Annotated in this window: 14 protein-coding genes; 7 read left to right on the plus strand and 7 right to left on the minus strand. The window is 67.5% G+C overall.

Annotated elements, in window-relative coordinates; genetic code table 11:
* The coding region (locus E1263_RS14335) for a transposase (RefSeq protein ID WP_165956610.1) at nucleotides 1-235 on the plus strand (235 nt) is incomplete at its 5' end.
* Between the two features lie 585 nt (nucleotides 236-820).
* Here E1263_RS14335 and E1263_RS14340 read toward each other — a convergent pair.
* Together E1263_RS14340 and E1263_RS14345 are read right to left on the minus strand one after the other, a co-directional pair.
* Nucleotides 821-1,222 (minus strand): TIGR03668 family PPOX class F420-dependent oxidoreductase, encoded by a 402-nt coding sequence (locus E1263_RS14340; RefSeq protein ID WP_132167783.1) that lies wholly within the window; start codon nucleotides 1,220-1,222, stop codon nucleotides 821-823.
* Complete coding sequence (locus E1263_RS14345) at nucleotides 1,219-2,814, minus strand: phytoene desaturase family protein (RefSeq protein ID WP_132167784.1); 1,596 nt, start codon at nucleotides 2,812-2,814, stop codon at nucleotides 1,219-1,221. Before E1263_RS14345 ends, E1263_RS14340 begins: the two co-directional genes overlap by 4 nt.
* Nucleotides 2,815-2,979: 165 nt before the next feature.
* On the opposite strand from E1263_RS14345, the gene E1263_RS14350 reads away from it, so the two are divergent.
* Complete coding sequence (locus E1263_RS14350; protein WP_132167785.1) at nucleotides 2,980-3,609, plus strand: glyoxalase superfamily protein; 630 nt, start codon at nucleotides 2,980-2,982, stop codon at nucleotides 3,607-3,609.
* Between the two features lie 53 nt (nucleotides 3,610-3,662).
* Here the strand turns inward: E1263_RS14350 and E1263_RS14355 are convergent, their stop codons facing one another.
* Together E1263_RS14355 and E1263_RS14360 are read right to left on the minus strand one after the other, a co-directional pair.
* Nucleotides 3,663-5,642, minus strand: coding sequence for an SUMF1/EgtB/PvdO family nonheme iron enzyme (locus E1263_RS14355; RefSeq protein ID WP_132167786.1), 1,980 nt, complete (start codon nucleotides 5,640-5,642; stop codon nucleotides 3,663-3,665).
* The gene (locus E1263_RS14360) at nucleotides 5,639-6,538 is read right to left on the minus strand and encodes a ribokinase (protein ID WP_132167787.1); all 900 of its coding nucleotides are present in this window, start codon (nucleotides 6,536-6,538) and stop codon (nucleotides 5,639-5,641) included. Before E1263_RS14360 ends, E1263_RS14355 begins: the two co-directional genes overlap by 4 nt.
* A 334-nt stretch (nucleotides 6,539-6,872) precedes the next feature.
* Here E1263_RS14360 and E1263_RS14365 point away from each other — a divergent pair, with 334 nt between their 5' ends.
* Together E1263_RS14365 and E1263_RS14370 are read left to right on the plus strand one after the other, a co-directional pair.
* A complete protein-coding gene (locus E1263_RS14365) occupies nucleotides 6,873-8,186 on the plus strand; it encodes an MFS transporter (RefSeq protein ID WP_132167788.1) in 1,314 nt (437 codons plus the stop codon).
* A 16-nt stretch (nucleotides 8,187-8,202) separates the two neighbouring features.
* Entirely contained in the window at nucleotides 8,203-9,342 is a 1,140-nt protein-coding gene (locus tag E1263_RS14370; RefSeq protein ID WP_132167789.1) for an LLM class flavin-dependent oxidoreductase, read from the plus strand.
* Here E1263_RS14370 and E1263_RS14375 read toward each other — a convergent pair.
* From E1263_RS14375 to E1263_RS14385, 3 genes are all read right to left on the minus strand, one after another.
* The gene (locus tag E1263_RS14375) at nucleotides 9,339-10,289 is read right to left on the minus strand and encodes a potassium channel family protein (protein ID WP_132167790.1); all 951 of its coding nucleotides are present in this window, start codon (nucleotides 10,287-10,289) and stop codon (nucleotides 9,339-9,341) included. The two genes, E1263_RS14370 and E1263_RS14375, sit on opposite strands and share 4 nt — an antisense overlap.
* Nucleotides 10,261-11,373, minus strand: coding sequence for a GNAT family N-acetyltransferase (locus tag E1263_RS14380; RefSeq protein ID WP_132167791.1), 1,113 nt, complete (start codon nucleotides 11,371-11,373; stop codon nucleotides 10,261-10,263). The genes E1263_RS14375 and E1263_RS14380 overlap by 29 nt, the downstream gene beginning before the upstream one ends.
* Before the next feature lie 90 nt (nucleotides 11,374-11,463).
* Nucleotides 11,464-11,868 carry a hypothetical protein gene (locus E1263_RS14385; protein ID WP_238161239.1) on the minus strand — a complete coding sequence of 135 codons (405 nt, stop codon included), beginning with the start codon at nucleotides 11,866-11,868 and terminating at the stop codon, nucleotides 11,464-11,466.
* Between the two features lie 46 nt (nucleotides 11,869-11,914).
* On the opposite strand from E1263_RS14385, the gene E1263_RS14390 reads away from it, so the two are divergent.
* The 3 genes from E1263_RS14390 (at nucleotide 11,915) to E1263_RS14400 (ending at nucleotide 13,930) form a co-directional block, all read left to right on the plus strand.
* A complete protein-coding gene (locus tag E1263_RS14390) occupies nucleotides 11,915-12,364 on the plus strand; it encodes a pyridoxamine 5'-phosphate oxidase family protein (RefSeq protein WP_132167792.1) in 450 nt (149 codons plus the stop codon).
* 37 nt (nucleotides 12,365-12,401) lie between these two features.
* Nucleotides 12,402-13,007 carry a hypothetical protein gene (locus E1263_RS14395; protein WP_132167793.1) on the plus strand — a complete coding sequence of 202 codons (606 nt, stop codon included), beginning with the start codon at nucleotides 12,402-12,404 and terminating at the stop codon, nucleotides 13,005-13,007.
* A gap of 203 nt (nucleotides 13,008-13,210) precedes the next feature.
* On the plus strand, nucleotides 13,211-13,930 hold the full coding sequence (locus tag E1263_RS14400) for a hypothetical protein (RefSeq protein WP_132167794.1): 720 nt from the start codon (nucleotides 13,211-13,213) through the stop codon (nucleotides 13,928-13,930).
* Nucleotides 13,931-14,008: the final 78 nt, after the last annotated feature.

Raw genomic sequence — 14,008 nt, forward strand, 5'->3', positions numbered from 1 at the left:
TGGCCAGACCCACCGCCACCGCCTCAACCGAGGCGGCGACCGGCAAGCCAACAAAGCGCTCTACGTGATCGTCATCAGCCGACTCCGCCACGATCCACGCACCCAGGCCTACGCAGCGAAACGCACCACCGAAGGCCTGTCAAAGAAAGACATCATCCGCTGCCTCAAACGCCTCATCGCCCGCGAGATCTACTACGTCCTACGCCAACCAAACCCCAAGCCAACCGCTGCTTGACATCCATAGGAGCATCCAACTCTCCCTCGCACGACCGTTTCGCGCTCAGCGCGTGCCGCCCAGCGGCCTGCGAGAGAGGTTGGTGAGTGGCACAGGTCCGCCCCGCGAGTGGCGCCAGTGTGCGACCAGCACTCGAGAGTGCGGACCGTGCTGCCGGACATCGATTCCCGGCGACACGATCCGCACAGTCACCCAGTGGGTTCACAAGACGCCCACCCAGTGGGTCCACTCGCACAGGCACGAGTGGGTTCAGTGGGATGCATCTCAGGCGACCTGCATCCCGATCGCCGGCCACACCCGGGCCGAGGCGGACCGCCATCACCCAGTAACTCCGCCGGGTACACCCGACTCACGCTCAGCGGGTGGTCTTCTGTGGCGGGTACAAGAGGTTGGACGGTGATGCGGGTCCGCTGGACGACGTTAGGCGAAGGCCCGCCCACCGGTTTACCCGACTAGGCGGACCGCCACCACTGACCAACTCCGCCCGGCAGGCGCGGTTCACGCTCAGCGCGTGCCGCCCAGTGGTCGACAAGGGAGGTTGGTCAGTGCTGCAGGTCCGCCGCAGACGAGACTCTAGGCGCGAATTCACGCGAAAGCCCAGCCGGTCCAGCGTTCTACCATCACCACGATCGTCGGTCCCTGCGGCGGATCGACGACGTACTGCGGATATTTGGCCACCAGCGAGTCAGTCGGGGCAGTCGGTAGGACCTGCGCGATGCCGTCCGCGCGGACCCACCACAGTTGGGACCAGTCGTCGTCGTACTCGTCGACCAGCAATGTCACCAACGGGTTGGCAGCGATGTTGCGGAGCCGACGGAGGTTGGTGGTCGTCTTGGGCTTGTGGTCGATGGCGATGAACACCTCATCCCCAGCGACTGCGAACGTCACCGGGACCAGGTGCGGCTGACCATCGGCACCGACGGTCGCCAGCCGAGCCACCCTGGCCGCGGCGAAGCGCGCGCGGCAGGTGGGCTCGTCGAGTTTCACTTCTGCAGGTGGCGGAGTGCGGCGGTCGGGAACTTGCGGGTGACCGGGCCGAGCAGGGAGGCGTCGCGCAGCGCCGTACGGGCTGCGAGGTGACCGCAGGCGCCGTGGACGCCGCCGCCGGGGTGGATCGCCGAGCTGCCCAGGTACAGACCGTCGACGAAGGTGCGTGGGCTGCCGAGCCCGATCGTGGGCCGGAAGATCAGCTGCTGCTGCAACTGCATCGTGCCGCCGCCGAGCGCGCCGAGGCCTAGCGCCGCGTTCCCCGCCTCCAGGACACTCGGGCGCTGCAGATCGCGGTCGATGACCAGCGCGCCAAACCCCGGCGCGTACCGCTCGATCGCACGCTCCATCCGCCCGGACAGCTTCTCGGCGGCCTCGTCGTCGGCGATGCCGCGCGGCAGGTGCGCATACGCCCAGACTGCCTCGGTCCCGGCCGGTGAACGCGACGGATCCGACTTCGTCGTCTGCCCGATCAGCAGGAACGGCTGCGTCGGCACCCGCCCGGTATCCAGATCCGCAGAGACATGCACCAGCTCGTCGGCCGTACCACCAAGGTGGACGACCCCGGCCGACCGCGCCTCGGCGGCCTTCCACGGGATCGGCCCGCTGAGCCGGAAGTTCAGTTTCACGGTCGGGTAATCCCACTCGAACCGCTCGTCCAGATCCCGCCGCAACCCAGCCGGAATCGTTGCCCCCGACAACAAGCCGTCGTACAGGGCGGGGGCCGAGGTGTCCGCGATCACGGCGCGCGAAACAGCGACGCGCTCACCCGAAGCAGTCAGTACGGCGGTCGCTCGCCCGCCGGTGACCTCGACCGACGTCACCGGCATCGACGCAGCAAACAGCACGCCCGCCCGCTCAGCCCGGGCGACCAGCGCGCCGGAGAATGAGCTCGATCCGCCGACAGCGACCGGATACCCGACGTCCTGCGCGAGCATCGTCAGCAGCCAGCCCATCGTGCCGCTGACACTGCCCGACAAGGGCGAGTCAGCATGCAGCGCGTTCCCCGCCAGCAGCGCGGACCCACGCGGCCCGGCAAACAGCTCCTTGCCCATCCGGTGCATCGGCATCGCCATGAACCGCGCGAACCGCAGCAACTCCCCCGCCGACCCGAGCTTGCGAACCAGCTTCACCGCAGGCGCCACCGGCGGCCACGCGGTGAGCAGCGACTTCAACAGCGGCTCCCGCAGCGCGACGTACTGCTGGTAGAGCCGCAGCCACGCCTCGCCGTCACCCGGGTGATCCGCGCCGACCGACTTCGCGGTGTCCTCGGGATCAGGGTGAATCGCCACCGCCGTTCCCTCGTCCGCGTCAAGCAGGTGCGCCAGCGGCAGCGGCGCGTGCCCCCACTTCAACCCGAACCGCTCGAGCTCCAGCGCCCGGATCACCGGCGACGCAACACCCAGCGGGTAGTTCGAACTGAACCGGTCACTGACCCAGCCGTCACTGGTAGTCGACCGAACGGCACCACCGAAGGTGTCCGCGGCCTCCAGCACCAGCACGTCCCAACCGGCGTCAGCGAGCGAGATCGCGCTCACCAGCCCATTCGGCCCCGAACCGATCACCACAGCATCAACACTGCGCGGCAACATGCCTATGACCTTAGCTCGATCCCCCTCCGCCAACCCCGTGCCCCCTCCGGGCGCCCGTGATAAAATCACCACTGCAGGCGCGGGTTCAGACCCGGTTGTAGGGCGCAGCGGCAGTCACGCCGAAAGGGCAAGGCCCACCTACTTCACGACCGAAGAGGGAGCGCCATGCCCAAGCTCGAAACCTACAAGAAGCAGGCCAAACTACTCGTTCGCTGGCACCGCGACGGGAACTTCTCGATCGGCGGCCGGATCCGGCAGCTCGCGCGCTATTCCGCGTTGTCCGACCGTGAGGCCCTCGCGTTGAAGTTTCCGCTGACCGAAGCCCAGGAGATCATCGCCCTCGAAGCGGGCTTTGCCGACTGGGCCGAACTCAAGGCGAGCACAGAAGCGGCTCCGCCCGCCAGCGAGCAGCCGTTGGCTGCGGCCACGGCAGTGGCAAACGCCAACCCGGTCCTGTACGTCGCGGACGTCTCTGCCGCGGCCACGTTCTATCGGGACCGGCTCGGCTTCCAGATCGACTTCCTGCACGGCAGCCTGCCGTTCTACGGATCGGTGTCACGCGACGGTGCGACCTTGCACCTGAAGTTGGTCCATGAGCCGGTGTTCGCGGCCGGTGTCGCGGAACGCGAAGGGCTCATCATGGCGTTCGTCGATATGCCGAATGTCCGCGAGCTCTACGCCGAGTATCTGGCTGCTGATGCTGAGATCGTGCAGAAGCTGACCAAACAGGCCTGGGGCGGCACCGACTTCATCGTGCGCGACCTGGACGGCAACGCGATCGCGTTCGTCGGCTAACGCTCAAGGCGGTCGAGGCATGCCCGGTTGCGGTCATGCCTCGACCGTCGCCCTTAGCCGGCACACCTGAAACCGATGGTCTCCGACCGGTCGAGTCCACCACCGGTGAGGACCAGCTTGAAGCTCACTTCCGGTTCGCGTGGGCCACCGTCGGCGTACCAATCGGAGCCCTGCGCGACATAGTGCGAGCCGCCCTTCAGGATGCAGAAGCGGCTGCGGCCGTCGCGGTGTTCGCTCTCGGTCAGGTTCCAGACCAATGGTTCGGCTCGGGTGAAGCCGTCCAGATCGGCCGCGACCTGCCATTCGTCCTCGGTCGGCAGCCGCCCGCCGCGCCAGGCTGCATAGGCCCGTGCGTCTGGCAGATCGACGTACGTCACCGGCTGATCGGCCGTCCCGGCCACCGGCGCGCCGTCGACCCAGTGCGCGAGGAAACGGTTCGGGATCAGCGGCCGATAGTTGGTCGCGGCAACGAACTCGGCGAACTCCGCGTTCGTCACCTCAGAAATCGCAACCGCGATACCCGGCAGCTCGACATCGCGCGTCACCGTGCGCACCTCATGCTGGCGCGGGCTCCACTCATCGACGTACGGCGCCTGGTCGTACAGACCGGTCTCGCGCCGCCGGTGCTTCACGGTCAGCAACTGAGCCCCACCCGGTACGGCGACCACCGGCCCGATCGACGCCGTACCGGCAACCGGGGGAACCGGCAACCGTTCCGCCGGGCGCATCGGGAACGCGGAGTCGTCGACATGCGGCCGGGGCATCGTGCCGAGCCTGCGCGCGGTCGTCCGGCAACCCGCTCCCGCAGTCGCGCCGACCCGGACGATGCCGGTCACACCACGACCCGGCACGACGAGGTGCACGCCGTCGTCGTCGGCAGTGATCGGCACACCGGAGGTCACGTCGTACCAGTCGCCGACCTGATCCTCCGATCGCAGCACGATGCCCTCGAAGTCGTCGTCGCCGCGGTTGATCAGCGTCCAGAACGTGATGTCCTGCAGGTCGAATCGCGAACCGTAGATCCCGTGCACCCGCGCCTTGTCCGGAATCTCCGGCGTCAGCTGGATCCAGTCGCCGTCGATCAGCACCGGCGCGAAGGCGCGCTGCACGGTCACCATCCGGCGCAGGGTCGCGCGGTCGCGGGCGTTCCAGCCGACCCAACTGGAGAACACCGACTCCCAGACCATGATGCCGACGCCGTTGATCCAGGCGGACTGCAGCTCGGCGCTGTGATCGCGGTTCCAGCGACGGATGTGGTGCATCATGTGCCGGCGCTCAAACAGGTGTGCCCGCAGCACCCCCGGCACATGTGTGTCGGCGAACCACTGCGCCCAGGACAAGGCATGGTCGCCAACCCTTGCCATCGGCAACCGCAGCTCGCTCTCAATCGCGATCGCCGGGTTGGCTGCCCGCAGCCGACGATTGAAGGCCGGGTCGCCTTCCTTCAACGTGTCCAGGAAAACGCCGTCTACTGCATAGTCCGTGACGAGTGCCGCGAACTCCTCGGCGTCCGACCGCGCGGGCCGCCGGGTGCCGACGTCCCAGGGGTTGTAGTCGAAGAACACCTTGATACCAAGGCGATGCAGGTCATCGATCAGTTGCCGGAGGCCCGGAACATCGCGATAGAAGTCGAACTGGTTGCGGGAGTCGATCCCGATCACCGGGTACGCGTGCCACAGCACGATCGCGTCATGACCGCCGAACTGCTCCACTCCGTGCCGGACGAATTTCTCCGGGGTGAACTGCCCGGTCGAGACGTCGTACAGCAGGTCGTCCCAGAGCCAGACGAGCGCCACCGAGTACGCCGTCTGGGTCCACTCGCGGGCAGGGTCGTCGTACTGGGAGCCGTTGTACGGCGTTCGGTCGTAGGAACCGATCAGCCACTCGGCCAGCTTGGCCCGCCAGCGCGGCAGATCCGCCGGGTCCTCCGGCGCTCCGAGAATCGTTGCGTCGTCAAGAAAGGACATGTCGGCCCGGAGCCCCAGCTCTACCCGTGAGGGCAGATCGATGGGCCGCGGTTCGAGCGGACTCACAGATACACCTCCGCATAACGCGCGTCGATCGCATCCCCGTGAGGCACCGAGGCAATGGCTCCCGCGGTCTGAACACTCAATGAAGCAGCTACGTTAGCGCGTCGGACCGCGTTCGTCAGGTCGCCGGGCGTAATCGGCTCGATCGCTGATCCGGCCGCCAAGGTCGCCGCGAGCACCCCGCAGAAGGTGTCCCCCGCGGCGGTCGTGTCGACCACCTCAACCCGTACGCCGGGGACCGTGATCTCGTCGTTGCCGCGGGTCAGGATCACCGCGCCGGCGCCGCCGAGCGTGACGACTGCGGCCGGGACCAGCTTCAGCAGCGCGTTCCGATCCGGTCCAGCGATCGCCTCGGCCTCGCTCTCGTTCACCACGAGCAGGTCGACGTCGGCAAGCAGGGCGGCCGGCAGTTCGGCCGCCGGGGCTGCGTTGAGGATGAAGTACGAGCTGGTCGCGGCGGCTTCCTGGACGGTCGCCATCGGGATCTCCAGCTGGGCGAGCACGATCGTGGCGCCGCCGATGACATGAGCAGCCTCGGGTGACAGCGTCAGCTCGCCGTTCGCACCGGGGGCAACCACGATGGAATTCTCACCACTCGCGTCGACGGTGATGATCGCCGTACCGGTCGGGGCGTCGGAGGTGCTCACGAGCGAGAGGTCGACGCCGGCGCCGGCCAAGGTGTCGCGGAGCAGGGCTCCACCCTCGTCTGCGCCGAGGGAGACGACCATGGTCGTGCGCGCACCGGCTCGGGCGCTCGCCGCCGCCTGGTTGGCGCCCTTACCGCCGGGACCGCGGGTCATCACGCCCGCGAGCACGGTCTCGCCGGGTCGCGGGATGCGCTGGACGGGGAGCACCAGGTCCACGTTCGCACTGCCCACGACGACAACGTCAGACTCCACCCCGGGCCACCTCCACAGTCTCGTTCATTAGTGGTCCAGACCACTCTGTCAGACTCCGTGTCTCACCTTGTCATGACCGAGGTGCGGATGCAGATCCGGTCAGTGCCGAATTGCCCCGGCAGTTCCGAACCAGTGCGCTTGTCCAACGCGCCGGCTACTCAGATTCTCCAGTACGCCGGCCCGCAGCGCCCGCCGGCCGCGCATCAAAATCGCGTAAAACTCAGAGGTTGTTGCCCCCGGCACCGGTTCACATGCTGGGATCGACTCCGCTCGGCGCGAAACCCGATTAATCTCATCGACTTAGTAGCCCAAGACCCGCCGCCCGGGAGTTCCGATGACCGACAAACCACCGCCCTCGCCGCGCAAGGTCGCGATCGCGGCCTGCGTCGGCGCGACCATCGAGTGGTACGACTTCTTCCTTTACGGCACCGCCGCCGGGCTGGTCTTCAACAAGCTCTTCTTCACCGGACTGAGCGGGTCGGCCGCAACCTTTGCGTCGTTCGCGACCTTCGCGGTCGGCTTCCTGGCCCGGCCGATCGGCGGGCTGGTGTTCGGGCACTTCGGCGACCGGATCGGCCGCAAGCAGATGCTGCTGCTGACGCTGGTGATCATGGGCGTCGGTACGACGCTGATCGGCCTGCTGCCGACCTACGACAGCATCGGAGTCTGGGCGCCGATTCTGCTGGTCGTGCTGCGCATCCTGCAAGGGATCGGTGTCGGCGGCGAGTACGGCGGTGCGGTGCTGCTCGCGGTCGAGTACGCGCCACCCGGCCGGCGCGGATTCTTCGGCAGCTTCGCGCATATCGGCGTACCGGGCGGGTTGTTCCTGGCGTCGGCGGCGTTCTCGTTGGCCAGTCTGTTGCCCGAGGATGCCTTCCTGGCTTGGGGTTGGCGGATCTGCTTCCTGGTCAGTGCCGGATTGCTTGCCATCGGCGCCTATATCCGGCTGTCGGTGATGGAGACGCCGGCGTTTGCGAAGGTGCGTGAGCGCAAGGAGGTCTCCAGCGTCCCGTTGGTCGATCTGCTGAAGGAGCACCCGCGGTCGCTGCTGCTCGGGATGGGCACGCGCTACATCGAGGGCTTCACCTTCAATCTTTTCTCGGTCTACCTGCTCTCGTACGTCGCCAATGACCTCAAGCTGCCCCGTAGTTATGCGCTGAACGGAATCGTGGTCGGCGCCTTGATCGGCGTCGCGCTGATACCGATCGCGGGAGCGCTCTCTGACCGCGTTGGGCGCAAACCCGTGTATCGGGCTGGGACCTGGGCCGCGTTGCTGTTCGCGTTCCCCGCGGCGGCCCTGGTGCAGCACGGCACGTCGGTCACGGTGTTCATCGCGCTCGCGGTTGGCATCGGCGTACTGGATGGGGTGATCTACGGCCCGCTCGCCGCGTTCTGGGCCGAGCTGTTCAGCACGCGGGTGCGCTATACCACGCTGGGAGCGCTCTATCAGATCTCCGGCATCGTCGCGTCGGGGCTGACGCCGTTGATCGCCGCCTGGCTGGTGAGCCTCGGCGGCGGGGACCTGTGGTGGCTGGCGACGTACAACGTGCTGATCGCGATCGTCAGCCTGCTTTCCGCGAGAGCGCTCCCCGAGACGCTCGGGCGTTCTCTCGACTCCACAGACCGCACACTAGCCACTCGCTCATAAACACTGGAGCTGTTCGATGACCCTGACCTTCCACTGGTTCCTGCCCACGTCGGGCGACTCGCGCAACATCGTCGGCGGCGGGCACGGCGCGGACGTCGTCCACCGGGACCGCCCGGTGACGACGCGCTATCTGCGGCAGATCGTCACCGCGGCCGAGGAGCTCGGTTTCGTCGGCGCGCTCACGCCGACCGGCCTGTGGTGTGACGACGCTTGGTTGTCGACGGCATCTTTACTCGACTCGACCGATCGGTTGAAGTTCCTGGTCGCCTTCCGGCCCGGGCTCCTCTCCCCCACCCTTGCCGCGCAGATGGCGACCACGTTCCAGAACCAGTCCGGTGGCCGGTTGCTGCTCAACGTGGTGACCGGTGGTGAACCGACTGAGCAGAAGGCGTTCGGCGACTTCCTCAGCAAGGATGAGCGTTACGCGCGGACCGACGAGTTCCTGGCGATCGTGCGCAAGCTGTGGGAGCACGGCGACCCGTTTGACTATGCAGGTAAGCATTTGCGGGTCGAGCAGGCACGGCTGGTGTCCGTGCCTGACCCGACGCCGCCCATCTACTTCGGCGGGTCAAGCGCCGCGGCGGGACCGGTCGCAGCAGCCCACAGCGACGTCTATCTGACCTGGGGTGAACCGCCGGCCGCTGTCGCCGAGAAGATCGCCTGGATTCGCAAACTGGCCGCGGACGCCGGCCGTACTGTCCGCTTCGGCATTCGCATGCACGTCATCACCCGTGACACTTCCGAAGATGCCTGGCGCGAAGCTCGTCGACTGCTCGACGCGCTCCCGCCCGAGACGATCGCCCGGGTCCAGGAAGGCTTGCGACGCAGCGAATCCGAGGGTCAGAAGCGCATGCTCGCCCTGCACGAAGGCCGCCCCGAAGACCTCGAGATCTACCCGAACCTCTGGGCCGGCGTCGGTCTGGCCCGCGGCGGTGCCGGTACGGCGCTCGTCGGCAGCCACCGCGAAGTCGCCGACCGCATCAAGGAGTACGCCGACCTGGGCATCGACGAATTCATCCTGTCGGGCTACCCGCACCTCGAAGAGGCCTACTGGTTCGGCGAATCCGTCCTGCCGCTACTCGCCCGCGACGGCCGCTGGCAGCACCCCGCTGGATCACAGTCCAACGGACAGAACGCCGTACCGTTTGCGGTTTAGTCGTCGTTGTCGTCGGCGCCGGGGCGCTCGGCCCAGGGGGTTTCCTTGGCCGGGCGGACGACGATGAGTTTGTCGCCAGCGGCCAGGACCGACACGTTGGCGTCGTAGTAGCGGTGGACCTTGCCGTCGCGGACGACTGAGACGACCCGGTCGGGCAGGGCCGACGGGGGCTTGCCCACCTCGCGGCCGAGAACCGGGCGCTCGGCGACCTCGAGGCCTTCGCCGTAGGTGAGGAGGTCCTCCATCACCTCGCCCAGGTTCGGGCTGACGGCAGACAGGCCGAGCAGCCGGCCAACGGCCTCCGACGAGGTGACGACCGCGTCGGCGCCGCTCTGGCGCAGCAACGGCACGTTGTCCTCTTCGCGGACCGCGACCACGATGTGTGCGGTCGGGTTGAGCTGCCGCACCGCCAAGGTGACCAGCACGGCGGAGTCGTCGCGATCCGTGGTCACGATCACCTCGCGGGCCGTCATCACCTCGGCCCGGCGCAGCACCGTGCGGTTCGTCGCGTCACCGTGGAACGCGGCCATCTGATCGTTGCCTGCGTCACCGACCGCCTGCGCGCGCGGGTCGATCACCACGATGGTGTCGCGCTTGACCCCGTTGCTGAGCAGGGTCTGCACGGCCGCCCGGCCCTTCGTGCCGTAGCCGACGACAACGACGTGGTCCTTCATGCGCTTCCTCCATCGGGTGTCGCGCATGATGCGGCGACCTTCATTGGCCAGGACTTCCAGGGTCGTGCCGACCAGTACCACCAGGAACGAGATCCGCAGTGGCGTGACGATGAAGGCGTTCACCAGCCGGGCCGACGGCGTCACCGGAGTGATGTCGCCGTACCCGGTGGTGGTGAGGGTGACGGTGGCGTAGTAGATGCTGTCGATCAGGTCGACAGAGCCGTCGTACGTGTCCTTGTAGCCGTCACGGTCGACCACCACGATCAGCACCATCAGGGTCAACAGTCCCAGCGCTACCAGCAACCGGCTGAAGAGCTGAAAGAGCGGCGAGCGTGTACTCGCGGGCAGGTTGACCAGAAGGCCATGCGGATTCCGACCGGGCAGGGATGGCACGGGACCGACCATATTGCACCGACGCCCGATCCACTGCATGCGACAGGCTCTCGTGAGACAGCGCGACAGTGACCATCAGGTTGTCGCCGTCGTGGACGACCCGGGTCCGCATCCGCAGACCCTCGATCGTGCGTAGCATCGCCGCGTTCTCCGGCTGGACCACACAGACGGCCCGGTCGGCGCCCAGATCACGTGCTGCGCCGATCACCTGGCGCAGCAACTGGCCACCCAGCCCACGCCCCTGCCAGCCGTCCTCAACCAGTACGGCGACCTCCATCGCCGTACCGCCGAGCTCTTCCCAGGGGGCGGCCGTGGCCATCCCGATCACGGCGCCGTCGACCGCAGCGACGACCGACACGCCACCAGCGGGCGCGGACAGGTGCCGGGCAGTGCGGGTGGTCAGCTTCGGCATCGGCACGTGATAGCGCCGGGTGCGGCTCTCGTGTGAGCAGCGCTCGTGCATGGCGACGACAGCCTCGGCGTCCTCGACAGATGCACGCCGCAACTCCGGTACGCCGCTGCCGGGGCGCGGGCCGTCGAGTACCGGCTCCTGCAACCGCTCAGCCAGTCGGGCAGCGATCTCGACCAGCACATCGGCCCGGGCCCACTCGGCCGGCGTGTACTCGCCGAAGCCCTGGAGCGTGCCGAGCTCGTCGTCGACCGACATCGGGTCCTCAACCAGCCGCAGCACAGCCCGCAGGTACCGCGTCGGGGCATCACTCAGTACGTCGGCCTGGCACGGCTTGACCGTGGTCCGGACGCAGCCGGCTTCGGTGACCAGAGCGGTCAGGTCCTCCGCGGACCAGCCCACCCCGGTGGAGACAACCAGCTCGTCGACAGCGCCGCTTTCGGCAGTGAAGACTTCCAGGCTCAGGATATTGATGTCGTCCGCACCACACCGTGCAGCGAGTTCGGCCAGTGCACCGGGCCGGTCGGCGAGTTCGGTCCTGATTTTCCAGAGCATGCGGACGCCCTCCCTCGTGGAGCTTCGTCCTTCTACTCTGCGGGCGGCCTGTTGCCTCGCCGGGTCGCGAATGTTACGCCCGCGTCAACGCTACTTGCGTCGGATCACCTTGGGCAGGCGTGCACCGATCCGCGGCCGGCGGGCGGCACGGGCCGCTGCGAGCTCGGCGGCGGACTCACGCTTGTCCAGGTCGGCATGCCGCAACAGCTCCGGGTACGTCGCCTGCGGGACCGGCGGATAGGTCGTCACGATCGCGTCGCCGGAGAAGACGAAGAAGACCGCCTGACCGTCCTTGATCACCTTGAGCAGGGATCCGTCACGAACCGTCAGCGCGTGCTCGAGAGCCTTCTTCCGCCCAGTTCGCCGCGCGTACGCCGCCTGAACCGCCTGCTGGGCCGGTTCGCGGCCGTGCTTGACCGCTTCGACGACAAGCGGTCCGTAGCGCACGCCGTACTTGATCAAGTTCTTGGCCAATTGGCCTCGCCCAGCCGCCATAATGCCGAGCCTACAGTGATCCATACAGCCCGTGAGGAGTATTCGAATGCCTGGTCCGATGAGTCCTGCCGGCCGTGCGGCCTTTCTGGCCGCGTCCCACGTCGCGATCCTGTCTGTCGCCGGAGCCGACGGGCGGCCGCCGCTCTCGTCGCCGGTCTTCTACCACTACGAGCCCGGTGGCGACCTGACCTTCTTCACCAACACCCAAGGCCGGAAGACTCGCAAGGCCGAGCTGATCGCCGCGGCCGGAGCGGTGACCGTCACCGTGCAGACCGAAGACATGCCGTACAAGTACGTCACCATCGAAGGTTCGGTGGTGAGCTCCGGACCGGCGACTCCGGATGCGATGAAGAAGATCGCCGAGCGCTACATGCCGGCCGAGTATGCGGACGGTTTCGTGCAGGGTGAGTTCGCGCATCCGGAGTCCGCGCCGGTCCTCTACACCGTCCGGCCGCAGCGCTGGTTCAGCAGCGACTTGTCGGAGGAGCCTGCTTGAGATGCGGGGGCTTCCTGCGTCAGGCACGATAGAGGCCGTGAGCTCACCCAATCCGCGCCGCCCGATCCTGCCGGGCAACAAGCTGTTCGAGTCGTTGCCGGGTGCTTCCGACCCGGCCGTCGTGACCGAAGTCGCGCACCGGACCGCCGAGCTGCTGGTGCGCGGGGTGCGGTCGTCCGAGGACGCCGAGGTGCACGCGCGAGTCGTGAAGCTGGCCGACGACTACGGTCTCGACGAGCTGGCCGAGTTGTGGTCCGACGCACCGTCGGATTCACTGCCGGGCGCCCTGTGGCGGCTGTACCTGCTGCGCTCCTGGGTGCACTCGAACGCCGACCAGGTGTCGCGCGAGTTCAGCACCGGCCGCAAGTATGCCGAAGTGCATGCCGTGGTGGCCGGAGTCGCCGAACCGCCCGGCCCGACCGAGGTGCGCGAGATGGTCGATGCCGTACTGCGAGGTGTCGCGACCGGGGACTTCGCCACCACGCTGGATCGTGCGGCCGCGTTCGCGCGGATCATCGCGACCGGCCGGGCCCATCTGGCCGACGACGGTCACGACGAGGTGCTGTCCGCGTCGAAGCTGGTCGAGATGGCCGATCAGCTGCAGACCGCGGCCCGCGCCGAGCGCGCCGGTCAACTCTGGTAGTTGCGCAGCACCCCTTGAAGTGTTATGGGTCTCGCGCGCCGAGATCTCAACAGGACAAGGGATTTGGGCACCGGTTACACTGATGGAGGTGTCGGACCGGTGCAAGCCCCGGGTCCCAAATAAAGCCGCTACGAGCGGCCTCGCGCCGTGAGGCGCTTCCCGGTCCGGCACCCCTAAACCTCTCCGGTGCTAACTTCCGTCGCGTGAGGCTTATCGCAGGGCTCGTCGTCGCCGGTGTGATCCTGTCCGGCTGCTCGACCGCCGACTCCCAGGACATCCACACGAGCGGTATCAAGGCCGATCTCCGGGTCACCGTCACGGACTACCTCCCGGGCGCAGAGGCGGAGGCCCTTTTGCGCGTCGGCACGCTGACCTACGTCAAGCTCGGTAAGAACGAATCGATCAGCGCCTCCGGAGCCGGCTCCACCCAGGAGTTGATGCGGAACAAGAGCCTCGGCGTCACCAACTACTCCACCCCGCTCAACGGCACCTTCAAGGGCGGCGACGAGATCACGTTCGCCCTGAAGCGCAATCCCGAGACGTCGGCGCCGAGCTCGACCGTCGTCCTGCCCGAGCGCCTGCAGCTGACGGCACCGGCCACCGGGACGACGGCCTCCCGGACGTCGCCGATCACGGTGCAGTTCTACTCCGTGGCGCCGACCGCTCTGCCGACGACTGTCAGCTGGAGCGGCTCCTGCATCCAAGAGAGCAGCCTCCAGTTCCCGCCCGGCGCGACCGGCGGCAAGATCCCCGCCGACTTGATCACCCTGGCCACTGCCCCTTCTCCCGACCAGAGCAACACGAAGTGCACGATCCGGATCAGGGTCTTCCGGCAGACCAAGGGATCACTCGATCCCGCCTTCAAGGAAGGCAGCATCACCGCCGAGGCTCAGTCGTTCCGGGAGATCACGTCGATTTCGTGAATGCTTAACGGTTACCTGTCGGCCTCTTGTCGGTTACCTTCCCCAGAGACGCTCAGCACGACCGTCTCTCCCCCCGGA

The organism is Kribbella antibiotica (assembly GCF_004349055.1).
In the GTDB taxonomy this organism is placed as follows: Bacteria; Actinomycetota; Actinomycetes; order Propionibacteriales; family Kribbellaceae; genus Kribbella; species Kribbella antibiotica.